18 protein-coding genes are annotated in these 21222 nt (G+C 74.0%); 16 read left to right on the top strand and 2 right to left on the bottom strand.

All coding sequences use genetic code 11. The annotated features are described in order from the left end of the window. Together J3473_RS15980 and J3473_RS15985 are read left to right on the top strand one after the other, a co-directional pair. Nucleotides 1-810: an RNA methyltransferase gene (locus J3473_RS15980; protein ID WP_207024890.1), complete on the top strand. Its 810-nt coding sequence runs from the start codon at nt 1-3 to the stop codon at nt 808-810. A 10-nt stretch (nt 811-820) separates the two neighbouring features. Continuing rightward, nucleotides 821-1888 (top strand): ATP-binding protein, encoded by a 1068-nt coding sequence (locus tag J3473_RS15985; RefSeq protein WP_207024891.1) that lies wholly within the window; start codon nt 821-823, stop codon nt 1886-1888. A gap of 4 nt (nt 1889-1892) precedes the next feature. Here the strand turns inward: J3473_RS15985 and J3473_RS15990 are convergent, their stop codons facing one another. After that, the gene (locus tag J3473_RS15990) at nt 1893-3458 is read right to left on the bottom strand and encodes a catalase (RefSeq protein ID WP_207024892.1); all 1566 of its coding nucleotides are present in this window, start codon (nt 3456-3458) and stop codon (nt 1893-1895) included. Between the two features lie 144 nt (nt 3459-3602). Here J3473_RS15990 and J3473_RS15995 point away from each other — a divergent pair, with 144 nt between their 5' ends. The 13 genes from J3473_RS15995 (at nt 3603) to J3473_RS16055 (ending at nt 18103) form a co-directional block, all read left to right on the top strand. Further along, nucleotides 3603-4817 carry an MFS transporter gene (locus tag J3473_RS15995; protein ID WP_207024893.1) on the top strand — a complete coding sequence of 405 codons (1215 nt, stop codon included), beginning with the start codon at nt 3603-3605 and terminating at the stop codon, nt 4815-4817. Between the two features lie 216 nt (nt 4818-5033). Continuing rightward, complete coding sequence (pheS, locus tag J3473_RS16000; protein ID WP_207024894.1) at nt 5034-6128, top strand: phenylalanine--tRNA ligase subunit alpha; 1095 nt, start codon at nt 5034-5036, stop codon at nt 6126-6128. Beyond that, a complete protein-coding gene (gene pheT / locus J3473_RS16005; RefSeq protein WP_207024895.1) occupies nt 6128-8677 on the top strand; it encodes a phenylalanine--tRNA ligase subunit beta in 2550 nt (849 codons plus the stop codon). The genes pheS and pheT overlap by 1 nt, the downstream gene beginning before the upstream one ends. Continuing rightward, nucleotides 8674-9489: an SDR family oxidoreductase gene (locus J3473_RS16010; RefSeq protein WP_242525915.1), complete on the top strand. Its 816-nt coding sequence runs from the start codon at nt 8674-8676 to the stop codon at nt 9487-9489. The genes pheT and J3473_RS16010 overlap by 4 nt, the downstream gene beginning before the upstream one ends. A 324-nt stretch (nt 9490-9813) precedes the next feature. Then, nucleotides 9814-10857: an N-acetyl-gamma-glutamyl-phosphate reductase gene (gene argC, locus J3473_RS16015; protein ID WP_207024896.1), complete on the top strand. Its 1044-nt coding sequence runs from the start codon at nt 9814-9816 to the stop codon at nt 10855-10857. Between the two features lie 5 nt (nt 10858-10862). Continuing rightward, nucleotides 10863-11267: an ACT domain-containing protein gene (locus J3473_RS16020; RefSeq protein ID WP_207024913.1), complete on the top strand. Its 405-nt coding sequence runs from the start codon at nt 10863-10865 to the stop codon at nt 11265-11267. After that, complete coding sequence (gene argJ, locus J3473_RS16025) at nt 11267-12421, top strand: bifunctional glutamate N-acetyltransferase/amino-acid acetyltransferase ArgJ (RefSeq protein ID WP_207024897.1); 1155 nt, start codon at nt 11267-11269, stop codon at nt 12419-12421. The genes J3473_RS16020 and argJ overlap by 1 nt, the downstream gene beginning before the upstream one ends. 13 nt (nt 12422-12434) lie before the next feature. After that, nucleotides 12435-13382, top strand: a complete 948-nt coding sequence (gene argB, locus J3473_RS16030) for an acetylglutamate kinase (protein WP_030529371.1) — start codon at nt 12435-12437, stop codon at nt 13380-13382. Beyond that, entirely contained in the window at nt 13375-14589 is a 1215-nt protein-coding gene (locus J3473_RS16035; RefSeq protein ID WP_207024898.1) for an acetylornithine transaminase, read from the top strand. Before argB ends, J3473_RS16035 begins: the two co-directional genes overlap by 8 nt. Beyond that, nucleotides 14586-15533 carry an ornithine carbamoyltransferase gene (gene argF / locus J3473_RS16040; RefSeq protein ID WP_207024899.1) on the top strand — a complete coding sequence of 316 codons (948 nt, stop codon included), beginning with the start codon at nt 14586-14588 and terminating at the stop codon, nt 15531-15533. Before J3473_RS16035 ends, argF begins: the two co-directional genes overlap by 4 nt. Next, entirely contained in the window at nt 15530-16033 is a 504-nt protein-coding gene (locus J3473_RS16045; RefSeq protein ID WP_207024900.1) for an arginine repressor, read from the top strand. Before argF ends, J3473_RS16045 begins: the two co-directional genes overlap by 4 nt. Continuing rightward, the gene (gene argH / locus J3473_RS16050; RefSeq protein ID WP_207024901.1) at nt 16030-17475 is read left to right on the top strand and encodes an argininosuccinate lyase; all 1446 of its coding nucleotides are present in this window, start codon (nt 16030-16032) and stop codon (nt 17473-17475) included. Before J3473_RS16045 ends, argH begins: the two co-directional genes overlap by 4 nt. A 4-nt stretch (nt 17476-17479) precedes the next feature. Continuing rightward, a complete protein-coding gene (locus J3473_RS16055) occupies nt 17480-18103 on the top strand; it encodes a DNA-3-methyladenine glycosylase (protein ID WP_207024902.1) in 624 nt (207 codons plus the stop codon). Here J3473_RS16055 and J3473_RS16060 read toward each other — a convergent pair. Further along, nucleotides 18089-19135, bottom strand: coding sequence for an adenosine deaminase (locus J3473_RS16060; RefSeq protein ID WP_242525916.1), 1047 nt, complete (start codon nt 19133-19135; stop codon nt 18089-18091). The two genes, J3473_RS16055 and J3473_RS16060, sit on opposite strands and share 15 nt — an antisense overlap. A 112-nt stretch (nt 19136-19247) precedes the next feature. On the opposite strand from J3473_RS16060, the gene tyrS reads away from it, so the two are divergent. After that, nucleotides 19248-20522 carry a tyrosine--tRNA ligase gene (gene tyrS, locus J3473_RS16065; RefSeq protein WP_207024904.1) on the top strand — a complete coding sequence of 425 codons (1275 nt, stop codon included), beginning with the start codon at nt 19248-19250 and terminating at the stop codon, nt 20520-20522. Nucleotides 20523-21222 lie beyond the last annotated feature (700 nt).

The raw sequence follows: 21222 nt of genomic DNA on the forward strand, positions 1-21222 counted from the left end.
GTGCTGACCAACCCCCGGTCCGACCGGGTCAAGGCGGTCCGCTCGTTGCAGAAGCGGTCGGTGCGACAGCGCACCGGCCGCTTCTGCGTCGAGGGACCGCAGGGCGTGCGCGAGGCCGTCCGGTACGCCGCCGGCCGGGTCCGCGACGTCTACCTCACCCCCGAGGCCGCGGCGCGGTACGCCGACGACATCGTCGGGCCGGCCCGGGCCGCGCAGCTGTGGCTGCACGAGGTGAGCGCCGAGGTCCTCGCCGGCATGGCCGAGTCCGAGGCGCCGCAGGGCGTGCTCGCGGTCGTCGACGACGAGCCGCTCACCCTCGGCGCGGTCCTCGACGCCGGCCCCCGCCTGCTCGTCCTCCTGACCAACGTCCGCGACCCGGGCAACGCCGGCACGGTGATCCGCGGCGCCGACGCGGCGGGCGCCGACGCCGTCCTCGTCAGCGACTCCTCGGTCGACGTCCTCTCGCCGAAGGTCGTCCGCTCCACGGCCGGCTCCCTCTTCCACCTCCCCGTCGTCACCGGGCTCGAGGTGGAGGGGACCCTCGCGGCCCTGCGGGAGCGGGGCGTGCGGACCCTCGCGGCCGACGGCACGGGCCGCACCGCGCTGCCCGACGCCGACCTCACCGGCCCGCACTGCTGGGTCATGGGCAACGAGGCGTGGGGGCTGCCGGAGGAGACCCGCACCCTCTGCGACGAGGTCGTCAGCGTCCCCATCCACGGTCGGGCCGAGTCGCTCAACCTCGCGATGGCGGCGACGATCTGCCTCTACGCCTCGGCGGGTGTGCTGCGGTCCGGCGGGTCCGGGAGGTAGCGTGCGACCCATGACGGAGCGGTTCATGGTCCCCGACGACCTGGCCGCCAACGGGCTGGAGTTCATCCCCGACGGGCTCGTCGCCGCCGTCGGCCCGAAGCGGATCGTGCGCTTCATGAACAGCCGGGCCGAGCGCATCACCGGCCTGCGCGCCGCCGACGTCATCGGCCGCGACGTCCTCGAGGCGCTGCCCCTGCAGGACCTCGGGGGCGACTCCTGGTGGGAGCTGTCCTCGCCCTGGGAGGGCCTCGAGACCCGCACCGGGCACCGCGAGCGGCTCCTCGTGCTGCCGAGCGGCCGCGAGCTCCTCGTCACGGCGAAGTACGTCCGCGAGTGGCGCTGCGGCCCGGTCCGCTCGGTCGTCATCGGCATCCGCGACGCCGAAGGCCGGCGCCGCGCCGAGAAGGAGTCCGCCGCGCTCCTCACCTCCGTCGCCCACGAGCTGCGCTCGCCGCTGACCGGGGTCAAGGGCTTCTCGAGCACGCTGCTGCGCAACTGGGACCGGTTCACCGACGACCAGAAGCGCCTCATGCTCGAGACGATCGAGGCCGACGCCGACCGCGTGACGCGCCTGATCACCGAGCTGCTCGACACCTCGCGGATCGGCACCGGCCGGCTCACCGTCCACCCGCAGCCCCTCGACCTGCGCACCCGCTTCGAGGGCCAGGTCGAGCGTCGGGTGGCCGCCGGGATGGACCGCGAGCAGCTCCAGATCGACGTCGAGGAGGGGCTCGACGTGGTGTGGGCCGACCCGGACCGCCTCGAGCAGGTGATGACCAACCTCGTCGACAACGCGCTGCGCCACGGCAAGGGGACCGTGCGGCTCTCCGCCGAGCGCTCGCACTGGGACGGGCCGGCCGCGGTCGACGTCACGGTGAGCGACGACGGTGACGGCATCGCGCCGCAGCACCGCGAGCTCGTGTTCTCCCGGTTCTGGCAGGCGGGCGCCAAGCACGGCACCGGCCTCGGGCTCTACCTCGTGCGCGGGCTCGTCGAGGCCCACGGTGGTGAGGTCGTCGTCGAGGACGCGCCCGGAGGCGGTGCACGCCTCCGGGCCACGTTCCCCGACGTCGGCTAGCGGGTCAGCGGGCCGCGCTCTCGTGCAGCGGTCGCTCGACGACCGCCTTGTCCTCGTCCGGGGCGCCCGGGATCGGGTCGCCCTCGCCGGCGCGCACCTTCTCCTCGATGCGCTTGCCGGTCTCGGCGTCGACGTTCTTCCAGTAGACGAACGCCCGCTCGAGCACGTCCTCCCGGACGCCGCCGAGCGCGCCGGCGACGGTGTCGACGAAGCGGTTGCGCTGGTCGTCGTCGAAGACGTCGCGCACGAGCATCCCGGCCTGGGTCCAGTCGTCGTCCTCGGCGTGGAGGACGTACGCCTGCCGGACCATCTCGCCGTCGGCCTCCCAGCCCTCGGCGACCGGCCCCTGGAACGTGGAGTGCCCGCGCCCCATGCTGTTCGGGATGTACGTCGGGCCGCCCTTGACCTCGTAGTTCATCGCGCCGTCGAAGACGAGGTGGTTGGCCTTCTCCTCGACCTCCGGCAGGGGCCGGTTGACCGGGAGCTGGTGGGCGTTGGTGCCCACCCGGGCCCGGTGCGCGTCGGCGTACGAGAAGACCCGCGCGAGGAGCATCTTGTCGGGCGAGAAGCCGATGCCCGGGACGATGTTGCTCGGCGCGAACGCGGCCTGCTCGATCTGCGCGAAGTGGTTGACCGGGTTCTCGCTCAGCTCGAAGGTGCCCACCTCGATGAGCGGGTAGTCCGAGTGCGGCCAGACCTTCGTCAGGTCGAACGGGTTGTAGCGGTAGTCCTTCGCGTCCGCGTACGGCATGGCCTGGATGAACATCGTCCACCGGGGGTTGTCGCCGCGGTCGATCGCCTCGAACAGGTCGCGGCGGTGGTAGTCGGAGTCCGCCCCGGAGATCCGCTCGGCCTCGTCGTTCGTGAGGTTCTCGACCCCCTGCTGGGTGTGGAAGTGGAACTTCACCCAGTGCTTCTCGCCGGCCTCGTTGCTCATGAGGTAGGTGTGCGAGCCGTAGCCGTTCATGAACCGCCACGAGCGGGGCAGCCCGCGGTCGCCCATGAGGTAGGTGACCTGGTGGGCCGACTCGGGGGAGTTGGTCCAGAAGTCCCACTGCATCGTGCCGTCGCGCAGGCCGGAGTCGGCCAGGCGCTTCTGGCTGCGGATGAAGTGGGGGAACTTCATCGGGTCGCGCAGGAAGAAGACCGGGGTGTTGTTGCCGACGAGGTCCCAGTTGCCCTCCTCGGTGTAGAAGCGCACCGAGAACCCGCGCACGTCGCGCCAGGTGTCGGGGGAGCCGAGCTCACCCGCGACGGTCGAGAACCGGGCGAGCGTGCGAGAGGTCGCCCCCGGGCGGAAGACCGCCGCCTTCGTGTACTTCGTGATGTCGTGGGTGACGGTGAAGGTGCCGAACGCGCCGGAGCCCTTGGCGTGCGGCTTGCGCTCGGGGATGTTCTCGCGGTTGAAGTGCGCGAGCGTGTCGAGCAGGTGCACGTCGTGCAGCATCAGCGGCCCGTTGGGGGACAGGCTGAGGCTGTGCTCGTCGCTCTCGGTGGGCGCGCCGTTCGACATGGTCGAGCCGGTGGGCGTGCCGAGCTGGTCGGGGTTCTCGTACGGGTCGTTCGTCATCGGGTTCCTCTCGAGGTCGGATCCTCCATCGCCATCATCACCCCGCCGACCTGCTGCGACGGCCGTGAGCGACAGGGCATCTCGGGGCCGGTCCGGGCAGTTCCCCGGATGGCGAGCGGGCCGCGGCGGTGACAGAGTGTGCGGGTGACGACGGTGACCCTGGCGCCCTACCGGCGCGTCCTCTCCAGACCGTCGCTGCGGCGCACCCTGCTCCTCGGCGTCTTCTCGCGCCTGGCCCTGTTCGCGACCCCGGTCCTGCTGACCGTCCACGTCGTCACGACCCTCGGTCGCAGCTACACGCAGGCCGGGCTCGTCGGTGGTCTGGTGACCGTCGCCATCGCCCTCGGCAGCCCTTGGCGCGGGAAGCTGCTCGACCGTCGCGGTCTGCGGGCGCTCGTCGGCCCCTCGGTCCTCGTCTCCGGCGCGTGCTGGCTGGCGGCGCCCTTCGTCGGCTACTGGGTCCTGCTCGTCCTGGCGACGATCGGGGGGCTCTTCCTCGTCCCGGTCACCTCGATCATCCGGCAGGCGGTCATCGCCGTCGTGCCCGAGCAGGACCGGCGCACGGCCATCTCGCTGGACTCCGCCGCCCTCGAGCTCGTCTTCATGACCGCTCCCGCCGTCGGGGTGTGGGCGGTCACGCAGTACGGCAGCACGTGGGTGCTCTTCTGGGTCCAGGTGCTCGGCGTGCTCGCCGGGGCGGTCCTGTGGTTCGTCGACCCGCCCCTGCGCGGCGAGGCCGAGCGCGAGACCCACGACACCGGCGTGCGCCGCCGGACCTGGCTCTTCGGGCCGTTCCTGCCGGTGCTGCTCAGCGTCCTCGCGACCGCCGTCGTCCTCTCCGGCTCCGACCTCGGCTTCGTCGCCGCCGTCCGGGAGCTCGGCGAGGTCTCGGCGCTCGGGCTCGTCATCGTGCTCTGGGGCCTGGGGTCGCTCGTCGGCGGCCTCGTCTACGGGGCGCTGTCGCGCGAGGTGCCCTCGCGGTGGCTGCTGCTCACGCTCGTCGTCGTCACGGCCCCGATGGCCTTCGCGCAGACGCCGCTGCAGCTCGGCGTCCTCGCCCTCGTCGCCGGCCTGCTGTGCGCGCCGACCATCACCGCGACCGTCGACGAGGCGGTCCGGGCGGTCCCGGTGCGGGTGCGCGGCGAGGCGATGGGCTGGCACGGCTCGGCCCTGACCGGTGGCGGCGCCGTCGGCGCCCCGCTCGCCGGCTTCGCGGCCGACCACTACGGCGCCCCGAACGCCTTCCTCGCCGTCGCGGCGGTGGGGCTGCTCGTCGTCGTGGTCGTCTCGGCCTGGCCCGCGCGCCCCTCGGGCGCCGCGCCCGTGCCCGAGCCCGCGGCGGAGCGCTCGGCGCACTGAGCGCCCCTGCGGCTAGGGTGGGCGCGTGACCACCGCTCCGATGTGCAGCGGTTGATCGGGCCCTCGGGCCCGGTGTCGCGCGCGTCCTGAGCGCCGCACCCCGCAGCCGGTCCCTGCGACCGGCTCCCGCGCCCGGGGGCACGACCCCGTCCAGCCACCGGCGCGCCGCTCCCTAGACTCGGTGCCGCCGACCCCGACCGACGTGGAAGCAGACAGATGTCCGGACCCAACACCAGCTACGACCCCGTCGAGGTCGCCGCCCTCGACCCCACCACGATCGACGCCGCCGTCGAGGCCGCGCTCGCGGCCGCCGCCGGCGCGACGAGCCTCGAGGAGCTCAAGGCGGTCCGCGGCGCCCACCAGGGCGACAAGAGCCCGCTCGCCCTCGCCAACCGCGAGATCGGCGCCCTGCCGCCGAGCGCCAAGGCCGAGGCCGGCAAGCGCGTCGGCCAGGCGCGCGGCCGCGTCGGGCAGGCCTTCACCGCCCGGCAGGCCGAGCTCGAGGCCGAGCGCGACGAGCGCATCCTCGTCGAGGAGGCGCTCGACGTCACGCTGCCCGCCGGCCGCCGCCCGCTCGGCCGCCGCCACCCCATCGAGCTGATGTCGCAGCGCATCGCCGACCTCTTCGTCGGGCTGGGCTGGGAGGTCGTCGAGGGGCCGGAGATCGAGGCGGAGTGGTTCAACTTCGACGCCCTCAACTTCGACGCCGACCACCCGGCGCGCCAGATGCAGGACACGTTCTACGTCGACCCGCCCCGGGACGGGCTCATCCTGCGCACCCACACCTCGCCGGTGCAGGCGCGCACCCTGCTCGAGCGCGGGGTGCCGGTCTACGTCGCGGCCATCGGCCGGGTCTTCCGCACCGACGAGCTCGACGCCACGCACATGCCGGCCTTCCACCAGGTCGAGGGCCTCGCCGTCGACGAGGGCATCACGATGGCCCACCTCAAGGGCACCCTCGACCGGCTGGCCGCCGAGCTGTTCGGCCCGGACATCACCACGCGCCTGCGCCCCTCCTTCTTCCCGTTCACCGAGCCCAGCGCCGAGATGGACCTGCGCTGCTTCGTCTGCCGCGGCGAGGACCCCGACTGCCGCACGTGCAAGGGCACCGGCTGGATCGAGTGGGGCGGCTGCGGGATGGTCAACCGCAACGTGCTGCTGGCCTGCGGGGTCGACCCGGACCGCTACACCGGGTTCGCGTTCGGGATGGGTATCGACCGCGCGCTGATGTTCCGCACGGGGGTCAGCGACATGCGCGACATGATCGAGGGTGACGTGCGCTTCGACGCGCAGTTCGGGATGGAGATCTGATGCGGGTTCCGGTCGACTGGCTGCGCGAGTACGTCGCGGTGCCGCAGGAGGCCACGGGTCTCGACATCGCGGCCTCCCTCGTCGCCGTCGGGCTCGAGGAGGAGGGGCTGCACGGTGGCGGGGTCACCGGCCCCCTCGTCGTCGGGCGGGTGCTGACGCTGGAGAAGGAGCCGCAGAAGAACGGCAAGACGATCAACTGGTGCTCGGTCGACGTCGGGTCGGCCAACGGCACCGGCGAGCCCCAGGGCATCGTCTGCGGCGCGCACAACTTCGAGGCGGGCGACCTCGTCGTCGTCATCCTCCCGGGCGGCGTGCTGCCGACCCCGCAGGGTCCGCTCGAGGTCTCGGCGCGCAAGACCTACGGCCACGTCTCGGCCGGGATGATCTGCTCCGAGCGCGAGCTCGGGCTCGGCGAGGACCACGACGGCATCATCGTCCTGACCCGTCGCTACGCCGACGACCCCGCGATGCTCGAGCGCTGCGTGCCCGGTGCGGACGCCATCGCCTTGCTCGGGCTGGACCGCGAGACCGTCGAGGTCAACGTGACGCCCGACCGCGGGTACTGCTTCTCGGTGCGCGGCGTGGCCCGCGAGTACGGCCACGCCACCGGCGCGGCGTTCTCGGACCCCGTCGCCGACCTCGCGCGGCGCGTCCCGCCGGCGAGCCCGAGCGGCTACCCCGTCGAGCTCGCCGATGACGCGCCCATCCGCGGCCGTGCGGGCTGCGACCGGTTCGGGGCGCGGGTCGTCCGCGGCCTCGACGTCGCGGCGCCGACGCCGGGGTGGATGCGCACCCGGCTCACCGAGGCCGGCATGCGCCCCATCTCGCTCGCCGTCGACGTGACGAACTACGTGATGCTCGGGCTCGGCCAGCCGCTGCACGCCTACGACCTGGCGACCCTCGGCGAGAAGATCGTCGTGCGCCGCGCCCGGCCGGGGGAGCGGCTGACGACGCTCGACGACGTCGACCGGGCCCTCGACCCGGAGGACCTGCTCATCACCGACGGCGGCGAGACGCCGATCGGGCTCGCCGGCGTCATGGGCGGTGCGAGCACCGAGGTGTCCGGCTCGACGACCGACGTCCTCCTCGAGGCGGCGCACTTCGACCCGGTGACCATCGCGCGCAGCGCCCGCCGGCACCGGCTGCCGTCGGAGGCCTCGCGCCGCTTCGAGCGCGGCGTCGATCCCGAGCTCGCGCCGGCGGCGCTCCAGCTCGCGGTCGAGCTGCTCGTCGAGTACGGCGGCGGCACGGCCGGCGACGAGGCCACCGACGCCGGGTCGGTCGAGCCGCCGGCGGCCATCCCGATGTCGGTGGGCTTCCCGTCGCGCATCGTCGGCGTGGAGTACGACGCCGCGACCGTCGTGGGCGTCCTCGAGCAGATCGGCTGCACCGTCGCGGCCGACGGCGACCTGCTCACGGTCCTCCCACCGACGTGGCGCCCCGACCTGACGACCGCCGAGGACCTCGTCGAGGAGGTCGCCCGCATCCACGGGTACGACCGCATCCCGTCGGTCCTGCCGACCCCGCCCGGCGGCTCCGGGCTCACGCACGCGCAGCGGGTGCGGCGCACCGTCGCCGACCTGCTCGCGGCGCAGGGCCTCTCCGAGGTGTGGGGAGCGCCGTTCGTCGGCGAGGACCGCTGGGTCGCGCTCGGCCTCGACGTCGCCGCCGAGTCGGCGCGCACCGTGCGCATCGCCAACCCGCTCTCGGACGAGCAGCCGTGGATGCGCACCTCGCTCGTGTCGACGATGGTCGACGCGCTGCGCCGCAACGTCTCCCGGGGCGCCAAGGACGTCGCGCTCTTCGAGCTCGGGCTCGTCACGGCCCTCACCGGCCCGCGGCAGGCGGCGCCGACCGAGGACGTCGGCGTCCACCCGTCCGACGCGACGCTCGCGGCCATCCGCGACGCCGTGCCCCCGCAGCCGCGCCACGTCGCGGTGCTCCTCGCGGGCGACCGCGACCGCGCCGGCTGGTGGGGCGCCGGGCGCCGGGCCGAGGTCGTCGACGTCCTCGAGCTCGTGCAGGCGCTCGCCGAGGCGCTGGCCGTCGAGGTCGTCGTGACCTCCGACGCCGTGATGCCTTGGCACCCCGGCCGGTGCGCACGGGTCTCGCTGGCCGACGGCACGGTGATCGGCCACGTCGGCGAGCTCCACCCCAAGGTCGTCGCGGCCCTCGGGCTGCCCGCCCGCACGGTCGGCGGCGAGCTGGACCTCGATGCCCTCACGGTCGCGGCCGACCGGCCGGTCACGGCCTCGACGCTCGCGACGTACCCGATGGCGCAGAGCGATGTCGCGCTCGTCGTCGACGCGTCGGTGCCCGCCGCGCAGGTCCACGAGGCGCTCGTCGCCGGGGGCGGCGACCTCCTCGAGGAGGTGCGGCTCTTCGACGTGTACGAGGGCGACCAGGTCGGGGAGGGCCGGCGCTCGCTGGCCTACCGGCTGACCTTCCGCAGCCCCGAGCGCACGATGACGACCGACGAGGTCTCCGCCCTGCGTGACGCGGCGGTGGCCGAGGCGGCGCGCGTCCACGGGGCGGTGCAGCGGGCGTGACCGACGTCCTCGACGAGCCGGTCGACGACGACGGCGACGTGACCCCGGAGCCGGACACCGAGGAGGAGGCCGGCCGCGGCGGGCACCTCGTCGCCGTCGTCACCGGTGCCTCGCGGGGCATCGGCCGGGCCGTCGCCGACGCGCTCGAGGACGCCGGCTGGGTCGTCGAGCGCGGCTCGTCCGCCGTCGCGCCGGTCACCGACCGGGCCGCGGTGCAGGAGTGGGTCGCCGACGTCGTCGAGCGGCAGGGTCGCATCGACCTCCTCGTCAACAACGCGGGGGTCATCGACACCGAGGTCGACCTCTTCGCCTCCGACCCCGACGAGTGGTGGCGCACCGTCGAGGTCAACGTCCTCGGCGCCTACCTCGTGACGTGGGCCGTTGCCCCGCACCTGCTCGCCGCGGGCAGCGGTCGGGTCGTCAACCTCAACTCCGGGGCCGGCCGGCGGGCCGGCGCGGAGGCGAGCGCCTACAACGTGAGCAAGACGGCGCTGGCGCGCATCACCGGGTCGACGCACCTCGCGGGGTGGGATCGCGGCATCCGGGCCTTCGACCTCATGCCGGGTGTCGTCCGCACCGACATGACCGAGTCGATGGAGGCGCACGCCGGGCGCACCGAGTGGACCTCCCCCGAGGAGGTCACCGCGCTCGTGCTGGCCCTCGCGTCGGGCGAGCTCGACGCGTTCTCCGGCCGGTTCGTCCGCGCCGGCGTCGACACCCCGGCGTCGCTGCGGGCGATGGCCGAGCGCGGGTTGGACCCGGGGGAGCGGATGCTCGACCTCGTCCTGCGTCCGGACGACCCCCTGGCCTGACCCACCGCGTCCCGGGTCCCGGGTCACGCTCCCCAGGCGCGTGCACGACCCGACGAATGTGTCGAATCCTGCACGCCTCCCCGGGCCGCAGCCGTCGACAACCCTGCACGTGCGGGCTTTCCGTGGTCGGGCGGGGGTGCGGACAGCGATGACCCCGCACGTGCGAGCTTTCCGTGGTGGGGCGGGGGTGCGGACAGCGACAACCCCGCACGTGCAGGCTTTTCGTGGTCGGAGGGCTGATCGGCCAGCCATAACCCCGCACGTGCGGGGTCGGCGCCCGGACCGCGTGTGCATGGATGTACCGAGTCCTGTATGGTCATGCACATGACGCAGCGTGTCGCCGTCGCCGGAGCGAGCGGGTACGCCGGGGGAGAGGTCCTCCGGCTCCTCCTCGCGCACCCCGGGCTCGAGGTCGGGGCGGTCACCGCCGCCGGCAACGCGGGCCAGACCCTCGGGGGCATCCACCCCCACCTCACGCCGCTGGCCGACCGGGTGCTCGAGCAGACGACGGTCGAGGTCCTCACCGGGCACGACGCGGTCGTCCTCGCCCTGCCGCACGGCCACTCCGCGGCCCTCGCCGCCGAGCTGCCGGACGACGTCGTCGTCGTCGACTGCGGCGCCGACTTCCGGCTGCGCGACGCCGCGGCCTGGACCGCCTTCTACGGCACCCCGCACGCCGGCTCGTGGCCCTACGGGATGCCCGAGCTGCCGACCGCGGACGGTCCGCAGCGCGACGCCCTCACCGGCGCCACGCGGATCTCCGTCCCCGGCTGCTACCCGACCGCGGTGTCGCTGGCCCTCGCACCCGGCCTCGTCGCCGGCGTCGTCGAGCCGGGAGACATCACCGTCGTCGCGGCCTCGGGCACCTCGGGCGCCGGCAAGGCCCTCAAGCCGCACCTGCTCGGCGCCGAGGTGATGGGCGCGATGTCGCCCTACGGCGTCGGCGGCGGGCACCGGCACACCCCGGAGATCGAGCAGAACCTCAGCGCCTGCGGCGCGGGCGAGGTGACGGTCTCGTTCACCCCCACCCTGGCCCCGATGCCGCGCGGCATCCTCGCGACCGCCACGGCCCGGGTCACGCCCGGCACGAGCGCGGCGACCGTCCGCGCGGCGTGGGAGGCCGCCTACGCCGACGAGCCCTTCGTGCACCTCCTCCCGGAGGGGCGCTGGCCCAGCACGGGGAGCGTCCTCGGCAGCAACTGCGTGCACCTCCAGGTCGTCCTCGACGAGCGGGTCGGACGGGTCGTCGTCGTCGCGGCGGTCGACAACCTCACCAAGGGCACGGCCGGCGCGGCCGTCCAGTGCCTCAACCTCGCACTCGGCCTCCCCGAGACCACCGGCCTGCCGGTTGCGGGGGTGGCCCCGTGAGCGCGATGCCCCTGCACCTCATGGAGCACCCCGAGGACGTCTCGGTGGTCCGGCTGCCCAGCGGGGAGGACCCCGCGTTCGACTGGAGCACCGGCCCCCTCGCGTCCCTGACCCGCACGGCCGACGAGACATCCGTCGTCTGCGCCAGCGCCTCGGTGCCGGCGGGCGCGCGCACCGAGGGCCCGTTCCGCGCGGTCGAGGTCGCCGGCCCGCTCGACTTCTCCGCGGTCGGTGTCTTCGCCGACATCCTCGCCCCGCTCGTCGACGCGCAGATCAGCGTGCTCGGCATCTCGACGTTCGACACCGACTGGGTCCTCGTCCCGTCCGAGCGCACGGCCGACGCGTCGGCCGCGTGGCGCAAGGCCGGCTTCGTCGTCACGCCCAGCTCGCTCTCGGGAGGTCTAAGCTGATGTCCGTCACCACGCCGAAGGGCTTCCGCGCCAGCGGGGTCACGGCCGGGCTCAAGGCCTCCGGCCGCCCGGACCTCGCGCTCGTCGTCAACGACGGCCCCGACCACCACGTCGCCGCCGTCTTCACGAGCAACCGGGTCGAGGCAGCACCCGTCACCTGGTCGCGCGTGGTTGTCGCCGACGGCCGGGCCGACGCCGTCGTCCTCAACAGCGGCGGCGCCAACGCCTGCACGGGGGCGCCCGGCTTCCAGGACACCCACCGCACCGCCGAGCACGTCGGCGCCGCCCTCGGGGTCGCCCCCGGCGACGTCGTCGTCTGCTCGACCGGCCTCATCGGCGAGCGGCTGCCGATGGACCTCCTGCTGCCCGGCGTGGATGCCGCCGCGGCCGGCCTCGCCGACGACGGGGGAGCGGCCGCGGCCGAGGCCATCATGACCACCGACACCGTCGCGAAGACCGCCGCCGAGGTGCACCCCGACGGCTGGGCGGTCGGCGGGATGGCCAAGGGCGCGGGGATGCTCGCGCCCGCCCTCGCGACGATGCTCGTCGTCGTGACGACCGACGCCGTCGTCGACCCGGCCGCCCTCGACGGCGTGCTGCGCGCCTCCACCCGCGAGACGTTCGACCGGGTCGACTCCGACGGGTGCATGTCGACCAACGACACCGTCGTCCTCCTGGCGTCGGGGGCCTCCGGTGTCGAGGCCGAGCCCGCCGCCCTCACCGAGGCCGTCACCGCGGTGTGCGCCGACCTCGCCCGGCAGCTCGTCGCCGACGCCGAGGGCGCCCACCACGACATCGCCGTCGAGGTGCGCTCGGCCGCCACCGAGGACGACGCGCTGGAGGTCGCTCGGGCGGTGGCGCGCAACAACCTCTTCAAGTGCGCGGTCTTCGGCAACGACCCGAACTGGGGCCGGGTGCTCGCGGCCGTCGGCACGACCGCCGCCGCGTTCGACCCGGCGACGCTCGACGTCGCGATGAACGGCGTGCAGGTGTGCCGCTCCGGCGGTGTGGGAGAGGACCGTTCGCTGGTCGACCTCACGGCCCGCGAGGTGCGCGTCGTCGTCGACCTGCACGCGGGCGACGCCACGGCCACCGTCTGGACCAACGACCTCACGCACGACTACGTCCACGAGAACTCCGCCTACTCCACCTGATCGGAGCGGACCGATGACCCCACCCGAGCAGCAGTCGCTCCGCGGCGCGATCGACGCCGCGGCCCTGCGCGTCGCGCAGTCCAAGGCGACCACCCTCGTCGAGGCGCTGCCCTGGCTCGAGCGCTTCCGCGGCGCGCTCGTCGTCGTCAAGTACGGCGGCAACGCGATGACCGACGACGCGCTCAAGGCGGCGTTCGCGCAGGACATCGTGTTCCTGCGCTACGCCGGGCTGCGACCCGTCGTCGTCCACGGCGGCGGCCCCCAGATCAAGGGGATGCTCGACCGGCTCGGCCTCGAGTCCGAGTTCCGCGGCGGCCTGCGCGTCACCACCCCTGAGGTGATGGACGTCGTCCGGATGGTGCTGACCGGGCAGGTCGGGCGCGAGCTCGTCGGCCTGCTCAACCAGCACGGGCCGGTCGCGGTCGGGCTCTCCGGCGAGGACGCCGGTCTCTTCGGTGCCCGGCGTCGCGGCGTGACCATCGACGGCGAGGAGCAGGACATCGGCCTCGTCGGCGACGTCGTCGAGGTCGACCCGGGCGCGGTGCTCGACCTGCTCGACGCCGGGCGCATCCCCGTCGTCTCGACGATCGCCCCGGACCTCGAGGTCGACGGCCAGGTGCTCAACGTCAACGCCGACACCGCTGCTGCCGCGCTCGCGGTCGCGCTCGGCGCGCGCAAGCTCGTCGTCCTCACCGACGTCGAGGGCGTCTACGCCGACTGGCCGGACCGCGGCTCGCTGCTGTCGCAGCTGCGGGCGGGCGCCGCGCGCGAGCTGCTCACCCGCGTCGACGCCGGGATGATCCCGAAGCTCGAGGCGTGCATCCGCGCGGTCGAGAACGGCGTCCCGCAGGCGCACGTCGTCGACGGCCGCCAGCCGCACAGCATCCTCCTCGAGGTGTTCACCTCCGAGGGCATCGGCACGATGGTCCTGCCGGACCGGGAGGAGGGCGAGGATGCCTGAGGCACAGCCCGCCCCGCACACCGAGGAGCTCCTCGGCCGCTACGAGTCCGCCCTCGTCCAGGTCTTCGGCCGTCCCCAGCTCGTCCTCGAGCACGGTGACGGAGCGTGGGTCTGGGACGTCGACGGCCGTCGCTACCTCGACCTCGTCGGCGGCCTCGCCGTCAACGCGCTCGGGCACAACCACCCGGCGCTCGTCGCCGCCGTCTCGAAGCAGGCCGGCCAGCTGGTCCACGTCTCGAACTTCTACACCTCGGTCCCGCAGGTCGAGCTCGCCGAGCGGATCCTCCAGGTGGCCGACGCACCCGCGGGGTCGGCGGTCTTCTTCTGCAACAGCGGGACCGAGGCCATCGAGGCCGCGGTCAAGCTCGCGCGGCGCACCGGGCGCACGGGCATCGTCGCCGCCGAGGGCGCCTTCCACGGCCGCACGACGGGTGCGCTGGCGCTCACCCACAAGCCCGCCTACCGCGAGCCCTTCGAGCCGCTCATCCCCGGCGTCGTCCACGTGCCGTGGGGCGACGTCGCGGCGCTCGAGGCCGCCGTCGACGAGCACACCTCCGCCGTCGTCCTCGAGCCGATCAAGGGCGAGGGCGGCGTCGTGCCGGCCTCGCCGGAGTTCCTCCGCGCGGCCCGCCGGGTCACGACCGAGGCCGGCGCGCTGCTCGTCCTCGACGAGATCCAGACCGGCGTCGGCCGCACCGGCTCCTGGTTCGCCTGGCAGCAGGCCGGGGTCGTGCCCGACGCGATGACCCTCGCCAAGGGCCTCGGCGGCGGCGTGCCGATCGGTGCGCTCGTCACCTTCGGGCCCGAGGTGTCCGGGATGCTCACCGCCGGCCAGCACGGCTCGACCTTCGGCGGCAACCCCCTGTCGTGCGCGGCCGGGCTCGCGGTCCTCGACACGATCGAGTCCGAGGGCCTCGTCGACCACGCGCGGGCGATGGGCGAGCACCTCGAGCAGCGCATCGCGGCCCTCGCCGACCCGCGGGTCACCGGCGTGCGCGGCGCGGGCCTGCTGCGCGCCGTCACGCTCGCCGGCGACTGGGCGCCGGCCGTCGCCACGCACGGCCGCGAGGCCGGTCTCATCCTCAACCCGGTGGCGCCCGACGCCATCCGCCTCGCCCCGCCGCTGGTCGTCACCGCCGGCCAGCTCGACCTGTTCGTCGACGCCCTGCCCGGGCTGCTCGACCTCGCCACGGAGGAGACCCGATGACCCTGCGCCACTTCCTGCGCGACGACGACCTCTCGCCCGCCGAGCAGGCCGCCGTGCTCGACCGCGCCCTCGCGCTCAAGGCCGAGCCGTTCTCGGACCGCCGGCTCGAGGGACCGCGCACCGTCTCGATCCTCTTCGACAAGCCGACGCTGCGCACGCAGGTGTCGTTCGTCGGCGCCGTGTCGGGCCTCGGCGGCTTCCCGATGGTCGTCGACGGGCGCCTGGCCGGTGTCGGGGTGCGCGAGTCGGTCGCCGACGTGGCGCGCATCCTCGGGCCGCAGTCCGCGGCCGTGGTGTGGCGCACCTTCGCGCAGTCCGACCTCGCCGAGATGGCGGCGTACGCCGGTGTGCCGGTGGTCAACGCGCTGACCGACGACTTCCACCCCTGCCAGGTCCTCGCCGACCTGCTGACCCTGCGCGAGGCGCTCGGCGACCTGCCGGGCCGCACCCTGGCCTACGTCGGCGACGGCGCCAACAACATGGCGCACTCCTACCTGCTGGGCGGCGTCACCGCTGGCCTGCACGTGCGCATCGGCACCCCCGCGAGCCACCCGCCGGCCGCCGACGTCGTCGAGCGCGCCCGCGAGCTGGCCGCCACCACCGGCGGCTCGGTCCACGTCACCGACGACCCGGTCGAGGCGGTCACCGGCGCCGACGCGGTGGCGACCGACACCTGGGTCTCGATGGGCCAGGAGGCTCAAGCCGACGACCGCAAGGGCGAGGGCAGCCCGTTCACGACGTACGCCGTCGACGACGCGCTGATGGCGCACGCGGCCGGGGGCGCGGTCTTCCTGCACTGCCTGCCCGCGTACCGCGGCTACGAGGTGAGCGCCGAGGTCATCGACGGGCCGCGCTCGGTCGTCTGGCAGGAGGCCGAGAACCGGCTGCACGCCCAGAAGGCGCTGCTGTCCTGGCTGGTCGAGCAGGCCGGGGCGAGCGCGTGACCGTCTCGACCTCGCGCGCCGCGCGCCAGCAGCGGATCACCGAGATCCTCCAGTCGACCCCGGTCCGCAGCCAGACCGAGCTGCTCGACCTGCTCGCGGCCGACGGCATCGAGGTGACGCAGGCGACCCTGTCGCGCGACCTCGTCGACGTCGGCGCGGAGCGCGTCCGGGTCGGCAAGTCACTCGTCTACGCCGTGCCGGGGGAGGGCGGCGACCGGACCGTGCGCCCGGCACCGGACGAGGACGAGCGCACCACGCGCCTCGCATCCCGGTGCCAGGAGCTGCTCGTGGCCGCCGAGCACTCGGCCAACCTCGTCGTCCTGCGGACCCCGCCGGGCGCTGCGAACTTCCTCGCGTCGGCCATCGACCACACCTCGGTCGAGGGGGTGCTCGGCACGATCGCCGGCGACGACACCATCATGGTCATCACGTCCGGCCCCGCCCGCAGCCGCGAGGTGGTCGACCGGCTCCTGTCGTACACCCGGAAGGACACCCCGTGACCCCGCCCGACGCCGACCCCGCCGCCTCCGTGAGCCTCTGGGGCGGACGGTTCTCCGGCGGGCCGGCCGACGCCCTCGCCGCGCTCTCGAAGTCGACGCACTTCGACTGGCGGCTCGCGCCGCACGACCTGGCCGGCTCCCGGGCGCACGCCCGCGTCCTCCACGCCGCGGGTCTGCTCGACGACGCCACGCTCGACGCGATGCTCGACGGCCTCGAGCGGCTGCGCGCCGACGTCGAGTCGGGCGCGTTCGTCCCCGCCGAGTCCGACGAGGACGTGCACACCGCCCTCGAGCGCGGGCTCATCGAGCGCGCCGGGGCCGACGTCGGGGGCCGCATCCGGGCCGGCCGCTCGCGCAACGACCAGGTGGCCACGCTCTTCCGGATGTACCTGCGCGAGCACGCCCGCGTCGTCGCCGGGCTCGTGCTCGACGTCGTCGAGGCCCTCGTCGGGCAGGCCCGCACCCACCTCGGGGTGCCGATGCCGGGGCGCACCCACCTCCAGCACGCGCAGCCCGTGCTGCTCTCGCACCACCTGCTCGCGCACGCCTGGCCGCTGCTGCGCGACGTCGACCGCCTGCGTGACTGGGACGCGCGGACCTCGCTGTCCCCGTACGGTTCCGGCGCGCTCGCCGGGTCCTCGCTCGGCCTGGACCCCGAGGCCGTCGCGAGCGACCTGGGCTTCGCCGGCGCGGTCGAGAACTCCATCGACGGCACCGCCTCGCGCGACTTCGTCGCCGAGTTCTCGTTCGTCTGCGCGATGACCGCCGTCGACGTCTCGAGGCTCGCGGAGGAGGTCATCCTCTGGGCGACCAAGGAGTTCTCCTTCGTCACGCTCGACGACGCGTACTCGACCGGGTCGAGCATCATGCCGCAGAAGAAGAACCCCGACGTCGCCGAGCTGGCCCGCGGCAAGGCCGGCCGGCTCGTCGGCGACCTCGCCGGGCTGCTGACGACCCTCAAGGCGCTTCCGCTGGCCTACAACCGCGACCTCCAGGAGGACAAGGAGCCGGTGTTCGACGCCGTCGACACCCTCGAGGTCCTCCTGCCGGCGTTCTCCGGCATGGTCGCCACCCTGACCTTCCACACGGAGCGGATGGCCTCGCTCGCGCCGCAGGGCTTCTCGCTGGCCACCGACGTCGCCGAGTGGCTCGTGCGCCAGGGCGTCCCGTTCCGCGTGGCGCACGAGGTCGCGGGCGAGTCGGTGCGCGCGTGCGAGGAGCGTGGCATCGAGCTGTGGGACCTCGACGACGACGACCTCGCGGCCGTCTCGCCCCACCTGACGCCCGGGGTCCGCGACGTGCTGAGCGTCGAGGGGTCGATGGCCTCGCGGTCCGCGCTGGGCGGGACCGCACCGGCCCGGGTGGCCGAGCAGCTCGAGCGTGTCGAGGCGCTCGTCGCGGCTGCCCGTGACTGGTCGCGGGACCTGCCGCGGGCCCGCTGACCCCGTGCCCGGCGTGGCCGAGGTGCTGCGGAGCGACGTCCTCGACGTCGCCCCGCGCCTCCTCGGCGCGCACCTGGCCCACGCGGGGGTGACGCTGCGGATCACCGAGGTCGAGGCCTACGCCGGGTCGGCGGACCCGGGGTCGCACGCCTTCCGAGGCCGCACCCCGCGCACCGAGGTGATGTTCGGCCGGGCCGGGCTGCTCTACGTGTACTTCACCTACGGGATGCACTTCTGCGCCAACGTCGTCACCGGCCCCGAGGGCAGCGCGTCGGCGGTCCTGCTGCGGGCCGGGGAGGTCGTGGACGGCCACGCGACCGCCGCCGAGCGGCGCCCCGGCGTGCGGGCGCGCGACCTCGCCCGCGGACCCGCGCGGCTCACGCGCACGCTCGCGCTCGGACGCGAGCAGAACGGGCTCGACCTCCTCGACCCCGCCACGGACGGCCGGCTCGTGCTGGCCGACCCCCCGGACCCGGCCGTTGTCGCGACCGGGCCGCGAGTGGGCGTGAGCGGCGCCGGCGGCGACGGGGCGGCGTTCCCCTGGCGGTTCTGGCTCGCGGGCGAGCCGACGGTCAGCCCCTACCGGGCGGCCGTCGCCCGCCGCCGCCCGGCGTCAGGCCGGGGCTGACGCCGCGTAGGCGCGGATCTCGTCGCGGAGGGCCGTGCGCACCGCGTCCGGCGCGAAGGAGGCGTCGACCGCCGCCAGCGCGAGGTCGGCGACCCCGGCGGCGTCGAGGTCGAGCAGCGCCGCGGCGACCTCGTACTCGCGGTTCAGGGTCGTCCCGAACATCGGCGGGTCGTCGCTGTTGACCGTCACCACGACGCCGGCCTCGACCATGGCGCGAACCGGGTGCTCCTCGAGGCGCTCCACGACCCGGGTCGCGACGTTGCTCGTGGGGCAGACCTCGAGCGGGATGCGGTGCTCGGCCAGGTGGGCGAGCAGCGCGGGGTCCTGCACGGACGACGTGCCGTGGCCGATGCGCTCGGCACCGAGCAGGAGGAGGGCGTCCCACACCGACTGCGGACCGGTCGACTCGCCCGAGTGGGGCACCGAGTGCAGGCCCGCCGCCCGCGCCGCGGCGAAGTGGGGCTCGAACTGCGGCCGGGGGACGCCGATCTCGGGCCCTCCGAGGCCGAAGCCGACGAGCGCGCCGGGACCGTGGTCGAGGGCGTGCGAGAGCGTCGCGTCGGCGGCGGGCAGCCCCGACTCGCCGGGGATGTCGTAGACCCATCGCAGGACGACACCCAGGTCGCGCTCGGCGGCCACCCGGGCGTCCTCGATCGCGGCGGTGTAGGCCTCGATGGGGATGCCGCGCACGACCGAGGTGTACGGGGTCATCGTCAGCTCGGCGTAGCGCACGTTCTGGCCGGCCAGCTCGCGCGCGACCTCGTAGGTGAGCATCCGGACGTCGTCGTCGGTGCGGACGAGGTCGACGGTCGCGAGGTAGAGGTCGACGAAGTGCGCGAAGTCCGTGAACGTGAAGAACCGCGCCAGCTCCTCGGGATCGGTCGGGACCGGGCTGGAGGGATGGCGGGCCGCGAGCTCGGCGACGATGCGCGGCGAGGCGGAGCCGACGTGGTGCACGTGCAGCTCGGCCTTGGGCAGGCCGGCGACGAAGTCCGTGAGGTCGGGGCGGGGCGAGGGGGTGGGGGCGGTCACGAGCCGCAAGCATGGCGCACCGCCGGACCCCGGGGCGGCGTCGGTGCCCCGCGTGGCAGGCTTGGCCGGGCCGGCGCACCGCCGGCACCCGACGACCCCAGGAGCGCGCACCGTGACCGACATCCTCGACGAGCTGCAGTGGCGGGGGCTGGTGGCGCAGTCCACCGACGAGTCCGCGCTGCGCACCGCACTCGCCGACGGGCCGATCACGGCGTACTGCGGGTTCGACCCGACGGCGCCGTCGCTGCACTTCGGCAACCTCGTCCAGCTCGTGCTGCTGCGCCATCTCCAGCGGGCGGGGCACCGTGTCATCTGCCTCGTGGGCGGGTCGACCGGGCTGATCGGCGACCCGCGGCCCTCCGCCGAGCGGGTGCTCAAGACCAAGGAGCAGACGGCCGAGTGGGTGGCGAACATCCGCCGCCAGGTCGAGCCGTTCCTCGGGGGCGACGAGGCCAACCCGGCGGTGTTCGTCAACAACCTCGACTGGACGGCGCCGATGTCGGCGCTGGACTTCCTCCGGGACGTCGGCAAGCACTTCCGGGTCAACCAGATGGTCAAGAAGGACGCCATCGCGGCGCGCCTCAACAGCGACGAGGGCATCTCGTACACGGAGTTCAGCTACCAGCTGCTCCAGGGGCTGGACTACCTCCAGCTCTACCGCGACTACGGCTGCACGCTGCAGACCGGCGGCAACGACCAGTGGGGCAACCTCACCGCCGGCTCCGACCTCATCCACCGCGTCGAGGGAGCCTCGGTCCACCTGCTGACGACCCCGCTGCTCACGGACTCCTCGGGCGAGAAGTTCGGCAAGAGCGCGGGCAACGCCATCTGGCTCGACCCGTCGATGACCAGCCCCTACGCCTTCTACCAGTACTGGCTCAACGTCGAGGACGCCTCGGTCGTCACCCTCCTCAAGGTCTTCACCGACCGGGGGAGCGAGGAGATCGAGGACCTCAAGCGCCAGGTGCAGGCGGAGCCGTGGAAGCGGGCGGCCCAGCGGGCGCTCGCCGAGGACGTCACCACGCTGGTGCACGGGCAGGCCGCGACCGACGCCGCGCGGGCCGCGGCCGAGGCGCTCTTCGGGAAGGGTGACCTGCGGGCGCTCGACGGCCCGACCCTGCGCGACGCCGCGGCCGAGCTGCCCTCGGGTGCCGTGACCGTCGGGATGCCCCTCGTCGACGCGCTCGTCGCGGTCGGCCTCGCCGACTCCCGCAACGCCGCGCGGCGGACGCTGGGGGAGGGCGGGGCCTCGGTCAACGGGGCCAAGGTCTCCGACCCGGACGCCGTGCTGGGCGCCGACGACGTGCTCGCGGGCGGCGTCGTCGTGCTGCGGCGGGGGCGCAAGAACCTCGCGGCGGGGCTCGTCGAGGCGTCGCCAAGCGCCTGAGCTGACGATCTGACGACGAACCCCGCTGTGCTGCAGCGGGGTTCGTCGCGTTCTGGGCAAAGGCGGCGTGCGGCGGGGCAGCGGATTTGTGTTCTGCGCGAGGAGTCATCTACTGTTCTCGACGTCAGCCCGAGAGGGCGAACCGGACACCAAGCGGCAGGGCCGTCCAGCCCCGCACCAAGTAGGCCGGACCACCGAGCTGACACCCCCCACGCAGGACCCGAGCACCACGGTGCACGGAGAGCGCGTGGCCGGCCCCACCGGACAGCGAGCCCCGCACGGAGCGAGTTTGACCGGGACGGAACGGAGAGGGTAACTTGGAGTGGTTGCCGCGGAGCGAGAGCGCCGCAGACAGCAACTCCCACGGAACAGCCCCGGCGATCACCTCGATGAGGTGCTCGTGGGTGCGCGTCCGGACCTTGAGAACTCAACAGCGTGTCAAGAATCGATGCCAATTTTTACCTCGTCGCATCGCTTTTCTTCCTTGCCCGTTCGGGTGGGGAGTGAAAGTGGTGCCGAGTTTTTCCTTTGGTTGATGACGAACAAACAGCTTTTGCTGGTTGTTCGTGCTCAGCCGGGTTTCACACGATCTCGTGTGTATGAGTTGTCCACTGGGTGCCCTTGCGGGGCTTGGTGGATGTGTATTCATCAACGGAGAGTTTGATCCTGGCTCAGGACGAACGCTGGCGGCGTGCTTAAC

This window comes from Phycicoccus sp. DTK01 (assembly GCF_017312765.1).
Classification (GTDB): domain Bacteria; phylum Actinomycetota; class Actinomycetes; order Actinomycetales; family Dermatophilaceae; genus Phycicoccus; species Phycicoccus jejuensis.